This is a genomic window from Mucilaginibacter sp. 14171R-50 (genome assembly GCF_010093045.1).
GTDB lineage: Bacteria > Bacteroidota > Bacteroidia > Sphingobacteriales > Sphingobacteriaceae > Mucilaginibacter.
The window spans coordinates 1,743,472-1,764,877 of the sequence record NZ_CP048115.1 but is presented as its reverse complement, the minus strand read 5'-3'; the positions used below and the strand labels follow the sequence as shown (position 1 = coordinate 1,764,877).

The 21,406-nt window shown below is 46.6% G+C and carries 11 protein-coding genes; 1 reads left to right on the top strand and 10 read right to left on the bottom strand.

Annotated features, from left to right (window positions below):
* Positions 1 to 115: 115 nt before the first annotated feature.
* Positions 116 to 2,194 carry a TonB-dependent receptor gene (locus GWR56_RS08165; protein ID WP_162430630.1) on the top strand — a complete coding sequence of 693 codons (2,079 nt, stop codon included), beginning with the start codon at positions 116 to 118 and terminating at the stop codon, positions 2,192 to 2,194.
* A gap of 75 nt (positions 2,195 to 2,269) precedes the next feature.
* Here GWR56_RS08165 and GWR56_RS08160 read toward each other — a convergent pair whose 3' ends face one another.
* From GWR56_RS08160 to GWR56_RS08115, 10 genes are all read right to left on the bottom strand, one after another.
* Positions 2,270 to 3,391 (bottom strand): glycoside hydrolase family 26 protein, encoded by a 1,122-nt coding sequence (locus GWR56_RS08160; RefSeq protein WP_162430629.1) that lies wholly within the window; start codon positions 3,389 to 3,391, stop codon positions 2,270 to 2,272.
* A gap of 160 nt (positions 3,392 to 3,551) precedes the next feature.
* Entirely contained in the window at positions 3,552 to 5,306 is a 1,755-nt protein-coding gene (locus tag GWR56_RS08155) for an alpha-L-arabinofuranosidase (protein WP_162430628.1), read from the bottom strand.
* A gap of 5 nt (positions 5,307 to 5,311) precedes the next feature.
* Positions 5,312 to 6,532, bottom strand: a complete 1,221-nt coding sequence (locus tag GWR56_RS08150) for an AGE family epimerase/isomerase (RefSeq protein ID WP_162430627.1) — start codon at positions 6,530 to 6,532, stop codon at positions 5,312 to 5,314.
* Positions 6,533 to 6,535: 3 nt separating this feature from the next.
* A complete protein-coding gene (locus GWR56_RS08145; RefSeq protein ID WP_162430626.1) occupies positions 6,536 to 7,720 on the bottom strand; it encodes a glycosidase in 1,185 nt (394 codons plus the stop codon).
* Between the two features lie 4 nt (positions 7,721 to 7,724).
* Entirely contained in the window at positions 7,725 to 9,572 is a 1,848-nt protein-coding gene (locus GWR56_RS08140) for a sodium:solute symporter family protein (protein ID WP_162430625.1), read from the bottom strand.
* 111 nt (positions 9,573 to 9,683) lie between these two features.
* Positions 9,684 to 10,559: an AraC family transcriptional regulator gene (locus GWR56_RS08135; protein WP_162430624.1), complete on the bottom strand. Its 876-nt coding sequence runs from the start codon at positions 10,557 to 10,559 to the stop codon at positions 9,684 to 9,686.
* Between the two features lie 166 nt (positions 10,560 to 10,725).
* Positions 10,726 to 11,802 (bottom strand): IPT/TIG domain-containing protein, encoded by a 1,077-nt coding sequence (locus GWR56_RS08130; RefSeq protein ID WP_162430623.1) that lies wholly within the window; start codon positions 11,800 to 11,802, stop codon positions 10,726 to 10,728.
* Between the two features lie 27 nt (positions 11,803 to 11,829).
* Positions 11,830 to 13,446, bottom strand: coding sequence for a RagB/SusD family nutrient uptake outer membrane protein (locus GWR56_RS08125; RefSeq protein WP_162430622.1), 1,617 nt, complete (start codon positions 13,444 to 13,446; stop codon positions 11,830 to 11,832).
* A gap of 18 nt (positions 13,447 to 13,464) precedes the next feature.
* Entirely contained in the window at positions 13,465 to 16,620 is a 3,156-nt protein-coding gene (locus GWR56_RS08120) for a TonB-dependent receptor (protein ID WP_238395332.1), read from the bottom strand.
* Positions 16,621 to 17,272: 652 nt separating this feature from the next.
* On the bottom strand, positions 17,273 to 21,397 hold the full coding sequence (locus tag GWR56_RS08115; RefSeq protein WP_238395331.1) for a hybrid sensor histidine kinase/response regulator transcription factor: 4,125 nt from the start codon (positions 21,395 to 21,397) through the stop codon (positions 17,273 to 17,275).
* Positions 21,398 to 21,406: the final 9 nt, after the last annotated feature.

Genomic DNA, 21,406 nt, shown 5'->3' with positions numbered 1-21,406 from the left:
CAAAGTCCTCTCCTTTGGAGAGGATTTAGGTGAGGCTTAAAAAGTTTGTAATATTTTTAACAAGGATAGCCCGTTACAGTGTAAAGGGCTATTTTTGTTTACTTCGCTGCCTGATATGATCAAATACTGCTTAAGTTTATTTTCAACCCTGATAATTTGCGCAGGGGCTGCCGCGCAAACTAAACCCGCCGTTAAAACCGACACCCTGCTTCACTTAAAGCCAGTTATAGTTAAAGCTTATCTTTCGGAGCAGCCGGTGCTAAGCATACCGGCATCAGTAAGTGTTTTGGGTGTAGCGCAATTAAAGGTACAGCCCGATAATTCGTTTGTTACCGCGCTGAATACCGTACCGGGTGTACGTGCCGAAGAGCGGTCGCCGGGGAGTTACCGTTTGTCTATCCGCGGCAGCTTATTACGATCTCCGTTTGGGGTTAGGGATATTAAAATTTATTTTGACGAGATACCGCTCACCGATGCGGGCGGCAACACTTACCTCAACGCCATCGATATTGCCAACATACGCCACATAGAGGTCGTTAAAGGGCCGGATGGAAGTCTTTTTGGGGCGAATTCGGGCGGGGTTGTTTTGCTGAATCCCGTTAACCGTATAGATAGCAATTACCTTACGGCAGGGATAAACGGCGGTTCGTATGGGTTGTTTCATGAGAAGCTTTCCTTTCAAAACACAAACGCTAAGAACCGCTTCAACTTTAATCAATCGTACCAAACGTATGATGGTTACCGCCAAAACAGCCGCATGCACCGCACTTATCTACAGGCAGGAGATGCTTACCGCTATGGCCAGCAAAGCGAATTGCGTGCGCTGCTAATGTTTGCCGACCTTGATTATCAAACGCCCGGCGGTTTAAACCTGGCGCAGATGCAGGCCGATCCGCGCAGCGCAAGGCTGCCAACCGCTACCTTGCCTGGCGCTATCCAGCAAAAGATCGGTATCAATACAAAACTGCTTTTGGGCGGACTGGTTAACGATGCCCGAATAACCGGGCGCATCCGTAATGTGCTGGCGATATTTGGCAACCATGTAGATTTTGCGAACCCTTTCATCACCAATTATGAGCAGCGCAGCGAAAACACTTACGGCATGCGCACTTACTTTGAACTGGGCGCCACCCAAAAGGAAAACTTTGACTGGAAGCTGAACCTGGGTATGGAATGGCAGCAAACTAATTCGAGTATAAGCAATTACGATAACAATGCCGGCGAAAAGGGCGACGTTCAGAAAATAGATAAGATAAACACCGGGCAGCATTTCTTTTTTGCGCGATATGCAGCTGATATTTTTAAACGCCTGCATGTGGAAGCTGCAGCAAGCCTAAACTATTATGGCTACAAATTTCGTAACCTGGAACCGTTGAACGAGGGTGCGTTTACCAACCGCGACTTTGATGCGGTGCTGATGCCCCGGATAGCGCTGTCATACAAGGTAACCAATAACTTTATATGGCGGGGCACTGTTAGTCGCGGATATTCGAGCCCTACTACGGCCGAGGTTAGGCCGACAGATAATATCATTAATACCGGCTTGCAGGCGCAGCTTGGCTGGAACTATGAAACCGGCCTGCGCCTGCGCAATAACGATGAAAGCCTTTTGCTGGATGCCTCCGTGTTTTATTATAAGTTAAACAAGTCTATCGTCCGCAGGTTGAACCCGGACGAAACCGAATACTACATCAACGCGGGCGGTACTAACCAGCCGGGATTTGAACTGGCCTTTACCGATTGGCTTATCCGTAGTAATACTAACCGGTTTATCCGCGGGCTGCAATTTAATACTTCGCTAACCCTTAGTCGCTTTAAATTCAGGGATTACAATGTGGCCGGCGCTAATTATTCGGGCAACCGTTTAACAGGTGTGCCACGAGAAGTAATTGTATCGTCGTTACAAACCTTATTCCCGCAAAACTTTGCACTGTTTGTGCAGCATAACTACACATCGTCTATCCCGCTGAACGACGCCAATACGGTTTACGCGGGCAAATATCACCTGCTGCAGGCCAAGGCGTCGTGGCAGCATCGTATCGGCCGCAAAACGCGCTTTGAGCTTTACGCAGGGGCGGATAACCTGCTTAACCAAAAATACAGCCTCGGTAACGACCTGAACGCGGTGGGTAACCGTTATTATAACCCATCGCCGCCGCGCAATTACTTTTTCGGGGTGAATGTGAATTTATAGTCCATGGTCGATAGCCCATGGCTTTACGGATCCTTACTTATTACCATAATAGTTAAGACGCGAAGTATCGCGTCTCTACGGCGCTATGTATCTGCCGTATACTGCTAACGGGGCCAGCCGGTTTTCGAACAACACCTGCGGACTATTAAAAAATCGTTTAAAATCTTCTTCGCTTACCTGGCCGGGGTACGGTACGTAGTAATGATCGGCACGGCCGTTGCGCCATGCCATTACGTAGGAGGTTTTGTGTTTGGCAATGGTTGGCAGTAAAACTTTCGTCCACCAGTCGGCTTGTGGTATTTGCTCGTAGCCTGTTTCGGGCAGGCACACCAATTTATGATTTTTAGCGGCTATGGCATCCAGTATCCCTAAACGCATATCCAGCTTTTTTTGATAATCGGGCACGCTGTTGTAACAGTAATTATCAAAGCCAATAAAATCGGCATAATCATCACCCGGATAACGCAGCATAAAATCGGCCTCGCTATCAAAATCGGCTGCCGAAAACACGATGAGCAGGTTGTGCAGTTTTTTGGTATGGCGCATATAATCAACCGTAAACCGCCACAAGTTTTTAAACTCTTCGGGCGTGCTGGTATTTGCGCACCACCAAAACCAATTGCCCGTAAGCTCATGAAACGGCCTGAACAGAATCGGGATAGCCTCGCCGTTAGGGCCTTTTAAACCCGCCAAGTAATCAGCCCCTTTTTCGAGCCATTTTACATACACATCGTGGTAAGCGCCGCCGGGAAGCAGCTCTTTAACCGTTCGCATACTGGTATCCCAGGCGGTCTTACCGTTGGCGGGGTTATCCATATGCCAGCAAAAGGTGTTGATACCGCCCCGATCATAAGCCTCGCGCACCAGCTTCTTCTGTAGTTTAAATGGGATACCGTTGATATCCCTTGTGCTGTCGTGCTCTATCTTGGCCAGGTCCCAACCATATAAACCGGGATACGATCCGGTAACCGTTTTTACATCCGAGTGATTAGGCTCATAACACCAGCCTATTCCGTAAGCGGTGTCATCGTGGTGGCCAAATATCGCGCCCGCACCAACCAGGCGCTGCATACTGTAAAACAATTGCCGGGTTTCGTGAGTGGCTTGCTTATCGCAGGGGTTGTATAACTGTGCGTTAGCCGCTCCGCTGCAAATAAACAGCAAAACGAAAGCAACGTAACCAAAAGTATTTTTCATATATATCGATATTAATTAATGAGCCTCTTTAAGCCTCACCTAAGTCCTCTCCAAAGGAGAGGACTTTACTTTGTAAATCATTAAATCTTCTATTCTAAAGCCCTCCTCCTTTGGGGAAGGGTTGGGATGGGGTTTAATTGGCTCATCACAACTTAAACTATTATTTGCCTTCGGCGACTAAAAATACACTTCCGCGCGCAGGAACGGTAACAATTATTCCGCCTGCTATGGCTGCGGTGTTGGCAGCAATAGTTTTGTAAGTTACCGGGCCGCCAGATTCGGCCGCCGGGCCTGTGCCATTGACAAACACCTTGCGAGAGAAAGGGGCATTATCCGTGCCGCCGTTAAGCGTGTAATAGTAGTATTTACTGCCAGCGCTAAAGTTTTTTATGGAAACGGTAACGTTCCTGTCGAGGCTGCCGCGGTTTACCAGCACCACCCCTGCCTGACCTGATTGGAACGACGACCCATAACTAAAGATCTCCGGGCTGCCCGTTACCGACGAATTTACCATCCTGTCGCCAAAATACTTCTGGAAAAAATACATATAGTAAAACGCAGGCCTCGCGTTCCAGGCCGGGGCGCCGGGTTCGTCGTTTTTATTACTGAACAAACCATGGTCGTTGCCGTTATCCCAACTGTTGGCCAGGTCCCAGCGGCTGGCCATACTATACTGGTTTTTAATGAGTTCCCCCAAAGTCATTACCGCATGCACACCCGCCACATTCGATACCATCTGCTTCGATCCTGTCGAAAATATATTCCACTCATCAAGCGCAACGGGTTTTTGCGGCAAGCCCGCCTTTTGCAGCGATGTTTTCACCCAGTTCATCATATCCAAAGTTACGTTTGGCGGGGTAGCCAGTATCACCTCGGGCGTTGAGTTTTGCATGTACGGCGTATAGTAGTTATGCACTACATAAAAATCAGGTGAAGTGCCTGATGTCGCCATGGCGTTACTGTTCCAGTTTTGTATAATGGTTGATGTGTTGCCTTTTTCGTCGGCCTCTGTAGTTACCATGCCTATCTTGATACCGGTGTTACCAACCTCGGCAGCCGCCTTTCGCATCGAATCGGCAAATATCTTAAAGTGAATACCGTAAATGGCGCCGTTTAGTATAGCCGGCTGCCCATCTTTATTGGCGGCTGGGTTTATGCGATAGCCCGCCTCCCAGTTGCCATAATTTTCGTTGCCTATTTCCCAATATTTTGTGCGGCCATTATCATAACGTACCCAATCAGCGGCCAAATGCGCAGCGGTTTCTGCAGGTTTATCGCTGGTGCCATAACGCGCGTAGCCATAATTTACGGTGATTAAACCCGTGCTGTTGGTTTGCTGTAATACCTTGTAATAGTTGTCCAGGGTAAAGGTCCACTCGGCGGTATTGTTGCCGTACCAGTAATCTGCATCTTTATAGGCACCTGCATTATCAGGTAATTGCGCAGGGGCGTCATCCGGAGCTTTGTTGCTGCCATTCCAAAAGTAAATATCAGACAAGCTGCCGCCCGGGAAACGCAGGATATTAGGCGACAAATCTGTAAGCTGCTGCATTAAAACGGGCTGGTCTACATACTGCCCCATAAAAGGGTTGGTGTTATTACCAAACAGGTTTTTTGACACCTTGGTTATTACCTGGCTTACTTCAACCGTTACCACAACCGCGCCCGCGGCAGGCTTGGTTACTGTATTTGAAGATACCGGCGCAGCAAATGTTTTGGGCTGCCAGCCATCCAGGAAAAAGCCCTGCGTTGCGGCAATATCAGGGTTGTTGGGGGCAATTATTTCCCCGTTACCACTATCGCTCCCATTGTTGTTACTATTGTTATTTTGAGGCGCGCCATCCTTTTTACAAGATTGCAGCACGGCCAGGGCCACTAATGCGGCCATGCCTGTTTTCAAGAAATGTTTCTTCATTGGTGTTACTGTCTGCTTATTCGTTTAATTAATTCGATACACGCCCTGCTGTTATGGTAAGGGCATTTCCAGATACCGGCTTTGTCTTCAGTTTGCATCACGTTGCCATCAGCGTAAACGCCCCAAAACCATTCACCGTTCTGAATATCTAATATGTGTTGCTTAACGAAAGCCCAATTTCGGAGCGACAGCTCAAGATATTCCTTGTTGTTACTTATTTGCCAGGTGTTATAAAAGCCTACCATAGCTTCGGCCTGTACCCACCAGTGTTTTTCTTTTATCAGGTGGCCCTCGGCTGGTTCGTACTCGTACCAAAGGCCGCCATCTGTATCTAATCCTTGCTTAGTTGCATCGCTAATTTTGATGCAGATCTGCTTGATTTTTTCTATCAATTCATGGTGCTCAACAGCTTCGGCTGCTTCCAAAAGCAACCAGGTAGCCTCGATATCATGCCCGTACGATACCGTGTTGCCCTTTTTATTCCAGTCCTCATCAAAAAACAATACCAGGTGGTTGGTCTCACTATCAATGATATGGTCAAGAAAGTTATTTATCAACGTTTGTATCTGTATTCGCAGTCCTCCATCCGGCCAGATACTATACAGCGTAGTGTAGGCTTCCAGCACGTGCAGGTGGGTGTTCATGCTTTTTTTCTCGTTGGCATCCTTGGCGCTCAGGCGCAGGTCGGCTATTGGCTGCCACTCTTTGGTGAAGGCCTCCAGGTAACCAGTGCGCTGGGTGTCGTAGCTTTTATCTACTAAAACCCTATAAAGCTCCACCGCGTAATCTTTTGCTTCGACTGCGCCGGACGCCTTGTGGTATTCGCTCAGTGCATAAATAGTAAAAGCCGATGCGTAAACCTGCTTTTTGGTATCGAGCGGGTTACCCAGATGGTCAACCGACCAATACACACCGCCAAACTCAGCATCAATAAAATGTTTAAGTATGTACTGGTAAGCCCTATTGGCCATTGCCAGATAGCGCTTATCGGGATCGAGGTTATACGCGGCCGAAAAGCTCCACAGTATGCGCGCATTCAGCACCGCGCCTTTTGGCGAATCGGCGATAACATGATTATCGTTATCTATCCTGCCGTAAAAACCGCCGTACTGCTCATCCACCGTGTTGGCCATCCAGTAATTCAGAATGTTGGCCAGCTCGGCAGTAAGTTCCTTTTCATAGGTTGCCTGCTGATCTTTAACGCTATACTCCGCCCCCGTTTCCATCACCTATTGTACCGCTAAAAGGCTTTTATTTTTATTAATGATGCTGTTAATGGTATTCACCGATGCCGCCGATCGCAGGCCATCTGCCGGGGTGTTCATTACATAATCCAGCAATTTATCAACCGTTGTGGTAGCCACATGCATGCGCGTGTCAGAAGATGCGTAATAAATAAACACTTTGCCGTCCTCATCCGCTATCCAGCCGTTGCAAAAGGCCACGTTCGATACATCCCCAATACGCTCTATACCCTCGGGGGCTAAAAAGTAGCCGCCGGGTTTGTAGGTAACCTTGGTAAGCTCGTTCAAATCGGTCATGAACATGTACAGTGTATAACGCAAGCCTGCCGCGGTATTGCGCACGCCGTGTGCCAGGTGCAGCCAGCCTTTGGCCGTTTTTATTGGCGCGGGGCCCTGCCCGTTCTTGGCCTCGTAAACAGTGTGGTATTGCTTATTGTCTATAATAGCCTCATGGTCGATCACGGCATTTTCCATGCTATCGCAGAGGCCAAAACCTATGCCGCCGCCCTTACCCGCGCTGATAAAGCCATCCTGGGGGCGGGTGTACAAAGCGTATTTGCCATTCACAAACTCGGGGTGTAAAACTACGTTACGCTGCTGCGGCGAGTTGGTTTGCAGGTCGGCAAGGCGTTCCCAGTTAACCAGGTCCTTTGTGCGGGCAATGCCGCAGGCGGCTATGGCCATGCTCTGGTCGTACGCAGGAGCCTCGGGGTCGCGCCTTTCGGTGCAGAACAAGCCGTAGATCCAGCCGTCCTCATGTTCGGTAAGGCGCATATCATACAGGTTAGTATCAGGCTCGCCGGTTTCGGGCATGGTAATGGGGTGTTCCCAAAACTCAAAATGATCTATCCCGTTAGGGCTTTCCGCTATCGCGAAGAACGATTTTCGGTCGGCGCCCTCAACCCTAACCGCCAGTATGTACTTTCCATTGAACTTAATAGCCCCCGCATTAAATGCCGCGTTAATGCCAAAGCGTTCCATCAGGTAGGGATTGGTATCGGGGTCAAGGTCGTATTTCCAGCACAGGGGCGCGTGCTGCGCGGTAAGTACCGGGTATTTATAACGGTCGAAAACACCGTTGCCCAGCCCGTCAACCTCGTTATTTATATCGATCAGCTTCGCGTATGCTTCCTCTAATCCTGCCAACCTGTCTTTAAATTGCTGTGTCATTTTATTAGTATTCTTTTAGTTTATCCCACCAGGTACGTTTCAATATCACCATCATTACCGCTAAAATGGCTATGGTAATTAGTAAAGAGCTTTTTTGCCACAGCACCAGGTACATGGGCAGTATAGTTAAGCAGCACTGCGCAATGGTGCCCACCACAACGTTGAACATGTTTAACTTAAAATTTTTGTTTGGCTGAAACGATGGATCGTTTGCTAACGCGATATTTTTAACCGGTTCCCAAAAACCCCAGGGCCTTACGTTGGTGTAAAAAGATTGCAACACAGCCATATCCGTTGCCGGTGCGGCATACGAGCCGATGACTGAACCTGCCAGCGATACCAGGAACAGCACCGGGAACCAGAACAGTAATTGCCCTTCGGGGATGTAGCCGAACTTTACCAGCAATGAAAATAGCATAGCGCATAAGATGCCCGCAAGCATACCCCAGAAAAAGCCATTGGCATTAAAGCGCCACCAATGCCATTTTAGCACATTGGAGGCGATGTACCCCCCGTATAGGGCCGATACTATCCATTGCAGCACACTGTTGATATCCTGCACAAAAAAGCCAAGTATCACACCTACCGCTACCACAATTATCCCAACCACGTAGTTCATGGTGATGATCTTTTTTGTGGATGCCGCGGGGTTTACATATTTAATGTAGATATCATTTACGATGTACGCCTGTGCGGCATTCATGGTGCCGCTAAAGGTGCTCATAAATGCGCCCAGCAAACCGGCAAGCAGCAAGCCAACTAACCCAACCGGTAAAAAATTATTGATAACAGCAGGCAATATCCGTTCAAAATCGATATTACCCGTACCATCTGCCAGGTTCATCTGTCGGTAGTATATTAAACCTAAGGCGGTTAAGCTGATGATCAAAGTATAACGGATAGGCAGCAGGATAACGCTTACAAATCCGTTCATTTTGCTGGCCTCTTCGGGCGAGCGGGTTGAAAGAATCTTTTGCATATCATAATTCGGCGCGGGGCCCGCAAGCGCCGCGAAGAACCCCTTAAAGGTCATCATCATAAAAAAGTACGCAAACAGTGAATAACCGTCGCTCTTTATTTTTTGGTTAACCTCGGTGATAATGCCCGACCAGTTAAGGCCCAGGTGCTTGCCAAAGAACGGTGTATACCACCCGTTGGGTACGTTTAAATGATTACTGCTTAACTGGCCCGCCGCTATAAAGCCTATCCACACGCATGCCACCGTCATGATGCCATACTTGATCATGTCACCGGTAACAATACTGTGCATGCCCCCTAAAATGGAGTAAAACATGGCAAAGAGCGTAAAGGTGATGCCGTAAATATGCGGTACATACTGCGGCGCTACATCAAATGGTATGTAACCTTTGATCAGATTCCACGGCACAAATATCTCGATGAATTTACCCAGGCCTATAAAGCCGTAGGCCATAAAGCCCAGGCAGCTTAACAGTGCAAATGCTATTACTACCAGGTGCGAACTGGTTACGCCTGCGCCGGTTTTTCCAAAGCGGGTAGCAAGCCACTCGGCGCCGGTAGTAGCATTTGAACGGCGCAGCCAACGCGACAGGTACATCATCAAAAATACCTGATTAAATACCGGCCACAGCCAGGGTATCCAGATACTCTTCATGCCATACACAAAGCACAGGCTCACCATCCACATGGTGCCGCTTATATCAAACATATCCGAAGCATCGCTTAAACCCAGTTTATACCATGGCAGGCTTTTGCCGCCAAGCATATAACTGTCTTTATTTTCGCGCGCTTTTTTACGATACCAAAAGCCGATAAAAATGGTGCTGAGCAGGTACAGTACTATAATGGAAATATCTATCAGAGATAATCTCATTGATTAAAGTTTTGTAAATATTGGTGCCTGCTAAAATAGACGATTTAATTACCCCTTATGTAATACTATTTTAACCTTAAATTTGTTATTAGCCACTTTTAGTCGCTAAACTCATATAAAAACGCGGTTACCGGTGTAGGTTTCCCGGAACTCCTTTGGGATGCAAAACTTTTTGCGCTTAAAGATGCGGTTGAAGTTGGAGATGTTATTAAAGCCGCATTTATAAGCTATTTCGGCTACGGTGGTAGTGCTGTCTATCAGCATGCGCGACGCATGGCCAAGCCGTATCTCGTTGAGGCTGTCGATAAAAGTTTTACCTGTGCGTTTTTTGATGAACCTGCTGAAGGATGCTTCGGGCATATTGGCTATACGGGCTACTTCGGCCAGGCTTACCTGCTTATTGTAGTTGGTATTCATGTACTCGAATACCTTTTCTATCCGCCGGCTGTTGTAGTAAAACTTGTCATTGGTAAAGCTCGGATCCGACAAGGTTTTCATATTGCGCGAGATTGAAAGGTCGTGCAATATGGACAACAACTCTAATACACCATCAAACCCATTCTTTTTATCAAGCGATAACAACCTGTCTTTAAGCGCAATAATAGTTTCAGGCGAAAAGGCTATCCCCCTTTGCGATCGCTCCAGCATGCTCTTTACAAAGCTTAACTGGTTACGCCGTAAAAATTTTTCGTCGAACAGGTCTTTATGGAATTGTATGGTTACTTCGTTTATTGCCTCGCTTTTGCACTGGTGCGTAAACCAGGCATGGTAAAGGTTTGGACCTACCAGCACCAGTTCCAGATCGTCAATAACTTCGATATGCCCGCCTACTACTCGTTTTGCGCCGCCGGCGTTGAGTATAAGGTTCAATTCATATTCTTCGTGGTAATGAAGCGGAAAATCGAACTTATTTTTTACACGCGAAAAAATAGTAAAACAATCGCTTGGGGTAAGCGGCGTTATCTCACGCATAACATTATTTGGCATAGTAGTAATTACTGTTTTTGTCCACTAACGAATATTGATACGAATTTAACATTAATTGTATAAATATTTAATTGTTAACACTGTTCCTTTCCTCACATCAAAAACCAACAGTAATAATATTAACCGGCCGGCAGGTGTTGGGCCACCTGCCGGTTCGGTTAAAGTATTACTGGTTTACAATAATCACATCATCAAAATAAAACGTCTCATCCTGGTCGTTAGGGCCTTTAATCCAAAAGCCTATAGTATTAAGGGTATTCCCTGTGCTCCATAACGCGGCGGTGGATACCGGGATCTTGAAGTAGGTCCAAACGTTTGCCGGGATGGTAAGCGGCGTAGTTTCGTCGTTATTGCCATACCCTTTAGGACGTTTATCGGCGGTTAGGTAGAGGGTATAATCCTGCGATGCTCCTTTAACCCAAAACGTCAAATACTGATACTCCGCTTTCGATGCCAGGCCGGGCCACCAGTTCGAGAAACCATCGGCAGACCAGTTACCTTTTGCGTATGTGGCTGCAAAAGATGAAGTACCCGATTTTGATACCGTGGTAGATATAGTTGCGGGGCCCCATGAGTTGTTGGCCCACCCGTCGGCACCATAGCCGTCTGTAAATATCTGGTAGGCCATATCCAGGTTCTCAAATACTTGCGTAGTGGTTATAGGGCCGGTAGCATTCGTTATTTCTAACGGCGCCCCGGGTACGGTACTGTTTGCGGGCATCCTGATAACCATCTCTTTTTTGGTTTGCGATACGATGGTTATGTTATCATTAAACCCTTTAAACTTTACCGAGGTAACATCTGCAAGGTTATTACCGGTGATGGTAATTTCGGTATTGCCGGTAAAGTTGTAGTTTGATACACTCGATATTACCGGCAACGCGATAACGTTGAAGTTTACCAGTATCTGCTTACCAATTTTATTGGTAATAATGATATTCTGTTGCCCGCCATTTGCCGTATCAGGTACGCGGAAAATAAGGGCGTTATCGGTGTTAAAAACCGTATTGAACGGTGCAGGTACACTGCCTTTTTCAAACACTACCGATTGTATTTCGCCGAGGCCGCTCCCTGTAAGCGTTAAAACATCGCCGCCTTTAGCCGAATCGGGCTCAATTTTATCCGCCTTAGGGTTTGATGATGCCGCAGCCGGCTTTTCGTTTTCTTTGGTACAAGATGTGATGACAGATGCCCCCGCGATGAACACGAACAGTACCATCCATAACTTAAATATATTTTTCATGATCAATGATGATTTATACGTTATCATTTATTTATAATAATCAACAGCCGGTTCAAGCAGTTTAGGATCCTGAACGGTTTCTGACTGCGGGATCGGTAAAAACAACTGCGCTTCGGAATTTAAAGTCGCCTTGAAGCTGGTCAGGTGCCCGTTGCCGTCAACTGTACCCCTTTCCTGCGATGCTATGATCTGTTTTGCTTTGGCAAAACCCTGGCGTTGTATATCAAACCAGTAATCGCCCTCAAAGGCAAACTCCACCTTACGTTCATGTAAAATATCATCCATGGTGATACTGGTTAAGCTGGTTAACCCTGCCCTGTTATGAACCATGTTGAAAGCTTTTAGCGCCTGTGCATCAGATGTTGAACCACCGCCTGCCAAAACCGCTTCGGCATAAATAAGCAACACGTCGGCATAGCGCAAAATATAGGTAGGCATGCTGGTATGGCCATCAGGCGTAACCGGCTCGTTGGCGCGGTTAGGACCAACTATGTATTTCTGAATATTTGAACGTGTGCCGGTAAATATAAAGTGGTCATCAGTTTTTCTGCCGGTGGTATCATAAGTAAAACCATTCGGGAAGTTATCGTTCACCCATTCGTCTTTATGAAAGCCCTGCTGCATTACCGACCACCCGCGCCTTTTATCGGCGGTTTCGTAACCGGTAGCCGGGTCAAGCATATCAAACGAAGGTACTACTGCCGAGTACCCGTTACCTCCTGTTGGTTTTGGATGCACCAGCGGCTGAGGGGCAGCATAGATAGAAAAACGGTTACCACCGTTCCAGCCCATAGCAGCCAGCCACCTTAACGAGAAGAGATTCTCTTTATTTTTAACGTTAGCTACTGTTGATGAGGTAAACATAGCGTTGTAATCAGGGTTCAACCCTACTTCGCCTGCACCCGCGCCGTTTGCATAGTCAATAACCTGTTTAGCTTTTGCAGCCGCGTTAGGATAATCTTTAAGGTAAAGGTATATTTTAGCCATCATACCCAGGGCTGCATATTTTGTTACACGGCCATCCTGGGCGGCAACTTCGGGCAGGTTATCTGCTGCTGCCTGCAGGTCCTCCAGGGCAAATCGCAACACATCCTTCTGGTGATACTTAGGCACCAGGTAAGCGCCGGGTTTGGTAAGGTCTAAAGGGTTATCAACTATCGGCGCGTCGCCAAAAGCGCGGCCAATATAAAAATATGCAAAACCGCGGATAAAGCGGGCTTCAGCAATGCCCCTGTCAAGATACGCGGTGTTGCCGCCGCCGCCAAGCAGGTCTTTCTTTGTTTTGAATGTTTGTATCAGTACCGATGCCTGGCCTGCTGCCTTGTAGCACGAGTTCCAGGTGCTTGACACCAGCCCGTCGGTACTTTGGATATTAAAATTGTAAAACGAGTTGTACTGGTCGTTACCTTGTGTACCGGTAACGGTACCACCCAACAGGTCGCCTACCGATGTAAAAGCTTTGTCGAACCAATCGCCCCAAACAGCATTGTATAAAATACCGGTAGCGCCATTTACCTGCTCGGCATCGTTATAGTAGTTATCTGTTGTAGGCCCGGTGGTTGATGGATGGTTAAGGAAATCCTTTTTACATGCAACACCAAAGCAAGCTATCGCACCCAACAGAAATATTATCTTTCTTTTCATTTTGCTTATTTTTTATAATTAAAACTGAACATTGGTACCAAACGTAAACGTGCGTGGTATCGGGTAGTGGCCGTTGTCCACATTCATAAACCCAACAGTACTGTTTATGGCACCTAACTCAGGGTCGTACCCGGTGTATTTGGTAAAGGTGTACAGGTTTTGTACTGATGCATAAAGCCTTACCGATGCAATTTTAAGTTTGCTCATGATGCTTTTTGGCAGGTTATAACCCAATGCCACATTCTGTATGCGCAGGTACGATCCGCTCTCAATATACCTGTCAGATATCCTGGTGTTGTTGTTGGTCCACTGGTTATACCTTGGCATATTTGTTTCGGTATTTGTATCCGTGTACCTGTTAAGCACGGTAACCAACTGGTTATTGTTTGAATTAGACATGGCTTCGGTTTGCCTGCGGGTGTAATTAAATATCTGGCCGCCGTAACTGCCGTACAGGAACACCGAAAGGTCCACACCTTTATAGCTGAACGTATTTGTAAAACCGTAAGTGAATTTCGGGTTAGGGTCGCCTATTACACGTGCGTCCTTATCATTGATAATGCCATTGCCATCAAGGTCCTTATAACGGATATCACCCAGCCATAACGAACCCGGCGCAACAGTTAAACCTGCCGGAATAGGGCCCGCGGCCAGTTCTTCCTGGCTTTTAAATAAACCATCGGTTACAAAGCCGTAGTAGCTGCCTATAGGGCTGCCCGGCGCGGTCAACGATACCAGGTTGCTGGTGCCGTATTCGTTAAATATACCGGTTAAGGTAGCTGTAGGGTTATTTAACCTTACCAGTTTGTTTTTGTAATGGCTAAACGTAAGGTTGGTTTTCCAGTTGAAATCCTTGTTGCGGATGTTGTACGATGTGATACCGATATCGATACCCGTATTGGTCATTTCGCCGGCATTGGTAATTGGCGACTGGATGTCATTCCAGTTAGTACCCAAGCCCGAGAAAGATGGCAACTGGCTTGCCAAAAGCATATTGGTGGTTATCTTTTTGTAAACATCAACGGTTAATTCGGCTTTGCCGCTTAAGGTAGTAAGGTCGATACCCGCGTTGTATGTTTTTACAGATTCCCAGCCCAGATCCGGGTTAGCCACATTGAACGGAAGGCTGCCCGGACCAAAAGGCGCGGTGCCAAATAGTTGTATGTTTGATACAAAGGCATTTGCTGAAGTACTTTGGTTACCTACTTCTCCATAACCTAAGCGTACTTTTAAATAACTTAAGTTTTTAAGGTCTTTCAGGAACTCTTCATTTGTAGCTGTCCACGATGCCGAAACCGCAGGGAAGGTTCCCCACCTTTTGCCGGGCCCAAAGCTTGACGACCCATCGCGGCGGATAGTACCCGATATGGCATACCTGTCGTTAAAGGTATAGCCTGCACGTGCAAAGTACGATTCCATACTCCAGGTGCCTGCACCCGCGCCTATGCCCTGTGTAAGATCGGCCAAGCCGGCGTTTAATGACGGCAGGTTTGCCACCAGGCCGTTACGATTGGCATTGATGTAATCGTAATCCGACCGTTGAACTTCGTGACCCAATGTTGCACTTAGGCTGTGCTTACCAAATGAGCGGTCAAAATTCAGAAAGTTCTTTACATCCCAATACAAACTCTGGGTGCGTTGCTCGCGGATGCGGCTCGGCGAAAGGATAACGTCGCCGGTAATGCTGTTTTCCAGGAACGGCTGAAACGCCCGGTCGCTTTCCAGGTTAAAGTTGTAGTTAACCTCGTTACGTAAGGTTAGGCCTTTTATAATTTTCACTTCGGCATACAGCGCGCCTAAAGCTTTGCTATTAGCCGTGCGTACATCACGGTTTTGTGCCAGCGTAACCGGGTTGTTGGTAAGGTTTATCTGGTATCCGCCCACATTGGCATTGGTAATGTAGTTACCATAAATATCGCGAACAGGTGAGACAGGCGTATTATACAATACGGTACTGGTTACCGCGTCAAATCCATCGCTTAAGCCGATTTGCTGGCTGCTTTTTGACATGTTGGTTGTTAAGCCCATTTTTAACCAGTTGTTTACCTGGTGATCTATACTCGCCCTTACGGTGTACCTGTCGAACCCGGTTTTAATAAGCGTACCGGTTTGGTTTAAGTAACCGCCGCTAAAGTAAAACTGTGTTCTATCGGTGCCGCCCGATACTGATAACTGGTGGCTGGTTACAACGCCGCGCTGGTAGATCTCGTCCTGCCAGTCGGTACCATGGCCTAATACCGATGGATCCCTGAACTCCAGGGTACTGTCAAGTCCGCTGCCAGGTACCGCACGCACTTCGTTCACCAGCGAGTTACGGTATTCGGCATATTGCCTTAGGTCCATCACCTTTAGTTTTTTCGGTATTTCCGAAAAACCTACATAGGCATCGTAATTTAGTTTACTCTGGCCTGCCTTACCGCGTTTGGTATTGATGATAACTACACCGTTTGCACCGCGCGAACCATAAATTGCCTGCGCCGAAGCATCTTTCAAAATATCGATAGATTCGATATCCGACGGGCTAAGGGTAGCCAAAACGCTCTGACCTGTTTGCCCCGAGCCACCACCGAGGAAATCCTGGTTAAGGCTGTTGTTATTATTGCTTGCAAACTGCACACCATCTATTACATATAATGGCTCGTTTGAACCGGTAGCGCTGGTTATACCACGCACACGTACCGAAACGCCGCCACCAGGCTGGCCGGAGTTGTTCATTACCGTAACACCGGCAACCTTACCCTGTATAGCCTGGTCAACACCGGCAACGGGCAGGTTCTTGATGTCCTTTTCGCTAACCGATGAAATAGACGAGGTAATGTCAGCCCGGCGGATACTTCCGTAGCCAATTACCACAACCTCGTTAAGTGAGGTGTTTGATGCCTTTAATTTAGCATCAATGGTAGTTTGGCCATTTATGGCGATCTCGCGCGTTTCGAGCCCGACAAACTTGAACACCAGCACCCTTGCCGTTGGCGCAACCGTAATGCTGTACCTGCCGTTAACATCGGTTACGGCAACACCTTTGCCATCTTTAACAGATACGGTAACGCCGGGCAGGGCGCCGCCATCATCTGTTACTGTTCCTTTGATCACCGTGCCCCCGGTTTGCGCCATGGTTGCAGCGCAAATAAGGAAGGAGGCAAACAGCAATGCTATTCGTAGAATTTTTCCCATAATAAGTAATTAGTTTTTGGTTGGTTTATATTGATTAAATTGGTGTACGTGGTTTATTAATTCGCTTGCCGTAAAGGCCGCAGCAGCTTTACTGCGGCATATAACAGCACCTGCATTTGTTCAAAAAGTATTTAAAAACTGGTTAATTGGTTTATATAATCAGGCCACTGCAATTGCTGCCGGTGCATTATTGATTATTCAGCGGTTAAAATTATATGCTATTGAAACCCCTGTTGTGGATATATAGGGGCACAAATGTCAACTTAATTTAAAATACTGATTATCAATTATTTAATTATAATTAAATATACTTTCCAGTTGTTAAATTACAAATGTGCACCCCACATAGGTAGTCTGTTCACTTTATAAAGTGGTTAAATAGTATTATGCAGTAACAGCTTAAGGCGTTAAATTTTGCATGAATATTTTGTGTGAGAATGTATTAACCCGCAGGAGCAAGTAAGTTTGGCTAAGACAGTTTGAGATGCTGTCATCCGTTGGCTTTCGCCAACGGCAATGAAGGGTAGTTAAGCTTCACTACTTATGGCACACTGGGAAGAAATATCCAACACCGAATTTTGAATTGGAATCATGCAGATACCTTCGATGTTGGCATTCGAAATTAATTATTCGATATTAATTCTAACAATATCTACTCACTAACCCTCTCTCCATAGCGCGACGGGATGGTGTTAAATTCTGCTTTGAAAGTTTTAACAAAGTACTTCTGGCTTTTAAACCCTACTTTGTGGCATATCTGCGATATGGTAAGATGGCCGGTGCACAGCAATTGGGCCGCGCGTTTAAGGCGCATCTGCCGTACCAGTTCGTTAGGGGTTTTGCCGGTCATTTGCAATATCTTTTTATAGAGTGTATAGCGGCTAACGCACATTTCGCTGCTCAATTCTTCTACCGAAAAATTCGGGTTAGATATATTGTTATCTATCTGCACCAAAACCTTTTTTATGAACACCTCGTCGGGCGAATCAACGTGCATTTCTGTTGGCTTTGCTTCTACCTGTTTCTGATAGGTTTTCCGCATATACTCCTGCTGACTAAGTATATTTTTGATCTTAGACAGCAATATTTCGAAGTTAAAAGGCTTGGTCATATAATCGCTGGCGCCGGTGCCCAGGCCTTTAAGCTGCTGTTCTTCGCCTGCCATAGCGGTAAGCAGTATCACCGGGATGTGCGAGGTGCGGGTATCGCTTTTAATTTTTAAGCACAGGTCGATGCCGTTCATTTCGGGCATCGCAATATCACTTACTACCAGGTTGGGGTGTTGGGCAAGGGCCTTTTGCCAGCCCTTTTTACCATTTTCGGCCTCGATGATATTAAACGCGTCCTTTAAGTTATCCTTGATATAAAACCGGAAATCGTCATTATCTTCTACCAAAAGCACGGTTGGCTTTTTGCCATCGCGCAGTTCCCTTGTGCTCACCGGTTTTTGACTATCAATATTCAATATGGCATCGCCCGCATGCTGCAAAAGCACAGGCGTATCGGTAAACAAGCGTTTATCCAGCGCCTGTAACGGCAGCAAAACTGTAAAACAACTGCCCTGATTAAATTCACTCTCTACAGTTATCTCGCCGCCATGCAGGCGCACAAACTCCCTGGTGATAGATAAGCCTATTCCGCTACCCTGATTCAGCATAGAACCGGGGAGATCGTTCTGGAAAAAGGGTTCAAAGATTCGGTCGAGCTTATCGTTACGAATGCCTATCCCTGTATCTATTACCTTAATTTCTAACTGGCGCTTCAATATATCGTCACCATTTTTAAAGTACATCAACAAACTTACATGGCCACCCTCGTGTGTAAATTTATAGGCGTTGGAGAGCAGGTTGAACATAATGCGCTCAATTTTATCATGGTCAAAGGTGGTGTGAAACTCATCCACCTCGGCATCAAATACAAACCTTATACCTTTTTGCTCGGCTACATCTGTAAACGAATGCGCCAAGTCGCTGACAAAGCCGATGATATCCCCGGGCCTGGTATGCAGCTTTAGTTCCTGGTATTCCATCTTACGGAAATCGAGCAGTTGGTTAACCAGGTTTAGCAGGCGCTTGGCATTGCGGTTTACCAACAAAAGTTGTTTTTGTATATCGGGTTCGTGTGTTTGTTTAATGATCTTATCAACCGGGGCCATAATAAGCGACAACGGCGTGCGAAACTCGTGACTGACGTTGGTAAAGAACTTTATCTTCATCAGGTCAAGCTCGTGCAGGCGCTGCGTCTCTTCTCGCTCTTTTTCCAGCAAAAACTGCGCGCGTATCTTCTGGATACCCCTATGCCGCAGGTAAAACAGCGCCCCCACAAATGCCAATGCATATAACAGGTAAGCAATGGTGGTTTTCCACCAGGGTGGCAATATGGTAACGTGCAGGGCTATTTCTTTGCTGGCCCAAAAACCCGGGTTTGATGCACGTACTTTAAAAGTGTAATCCCCGGCGTCCAAGTTGGTGTAAACCACCTTGCGGGTAACGTTGTCAGCGGTTATCCAGTTCTTATCAAACCCCTGCATGCTATACTCAAACTTCACCTTATCCGCATCAAAATAATTAAGTGCGGCAAACTCCACCCCAAAAACATTCTCGTTATGTTTCAGCACAACCGAGGTTGTGTTAGCAATGGCATTGGTAAGGATAACCTTTCCGTATACCTTTTCGCCAACGGCAATACTCCTGTTAAACACCTGGAAGTCGGTAAAAACCAATGGCGGTACATTCCTGCTGGTGCGCAAGCTCACAGGCTTAAATATGTTAAAGCCGTTGCCGCCGCCAAAGATCATTTCTCCGCTGCGGGTTTTATAGGATGCGTTTGCTGTAAACTCGCGGCCCTGAAGACCGTCGCGTTCGTTATAGTTTATAAACCTGAAACTTATTTTATTTGCGCCCCGCGTTACAATAATATTTGACAGGCCGTTAGGCGTGCTTGCCCAGATGTTGTGATTGTCATCCTCGCGCAATTCTATAACCGTATTGTCGGGCAGTCCGTCCTTGTGGGTAATATTGGTAAACTTTTGTTTGATAGGGTCAAGTACACTGATGCCCTCGCGTGTACTTATCCATATCAGCCCGCTGCTATCCTCTAAAATATTATTGGTGTTGTTATTTACTATACTGTTGGAGTTTTTGTCGTCATGTATATAATGCATGAACTTATTGGTTTTCCTGTTCAGTACATCAACCCCGAACGAGGTAACCACCCACAAGTTTTTGCGCCTATCCTCTAACAGCGCCGCAATATAATTTGAATAAAGCGACTGCTGATCACCCGGTTTCAATCGGTAATGTTTAAAGGTATCTGTTTTACGGTCAAGCAGGTTAAGGCCGCCGGCAAGGGTACCCACCCAAAGGTTATTATCAGAGTCTTCCAGAATTGACCATACACGGTCTTCAGATAAACTACCCGGCTGCGCGTCGTTATGGCGGTAATGTTTAAAAGTTTTGCCGTCAAAGCAGTCAAGGCCTCCAAAATAAGTACCTATCCAAAGTTTTTGCTCATGGTCAAGGCACATGCTTACAATTACGTTGTTGGTAAGGCTGCCGGGGTCGGCGACGTTGTGCAGGTATTTTTTAAAGCTGCCATCTTTACGATTAAAGTAAACCAGTCCGCCGCCATTGGTACCCAGCCACAGGTTGCCATACCCGTCTTCAACAAATTTATTCACATCGCTGAAGCTGAGGCTTCCCGGGTCAGACAAGTGATGCGTATAAAGCGGGAATTTGATGATGCTCTCGTGATAATAGCTAATGCCGCGCTTGTAGGTACCTACCCAAATAATGCCTGTATCATCCTTATACAAAAGGATGATGCTGTTTTGCCCTATTGTTTTGGTATCGTCCTCGCGGTTGGTAATGTATTTGATCTTAAAGTCGTGTTTGCTTAACAGGTTCACACCGCCGTGGTCGGTGGCTATCCAAATCCTGTTCTTGTCGTCCTGTATCAGGTTCGATACCACATTTGTATTTAACCTATCCGGGCCGTTTCCCTTATCAATATGCTTAAAAACACTTTGATTTGCATTAAGGTAATAAACACCTGATGAATACGTGGGCACAAAAGCCCAGACATCGTCCTGCGCGTCAATAAAAACGCGGTAGCCAGTGTTCAGTCCCGGCGGCAGCGGACTCAATTGTTTTCGATAGTTTACGCGGTAATTTACGGGGCTCATACGCTCTAACACACCCTTGTTATAAACCAGCCAGATATTCCCCTTTGAATCGGATGCAAGGTCAACTACCGCATTGCTATATATCGAGCCATTTAAACCCGGCCTATAACTGATATGCGTGGTTTTTTTTGCTGACGGCTGATACCTGTAAAGGCCAGAGTTGGCATTTAAAAACCAAAAATTACCGTTTCGGTCCTTTTTTACGGCCGTGAGCCCCGTAGCGGGGACATGTATAGAATTGAGGTATTGCCCTGTATTATGGCTGAACCGGTCTGTTTCCGGGTCGTAAATATTGAAGCCGTTACGGGTCTCTATCCACAGCTTATTATCAGGCCCTTCGGCAATGGTAACTATAAAGTCGTCATTCAGGCTGGTGGTATCACCTTCAATATGTTTGTAAACCTTAAATTTATACCCGTCGTAGCGGTTTAGCCCCGAAAGCGTGCCAAACCACATAAAACCCTTGCTATCCTTTAAAATGGTGTTTACCTGGTTATGCGACAGACCATCGGTAATATCTAAACGGGAAAATTGAAACTCGTTAGTTTGCGCATATATATTTGCCGCTGTAAACAGTATTATAACTGCAAGCACTAATCCCCT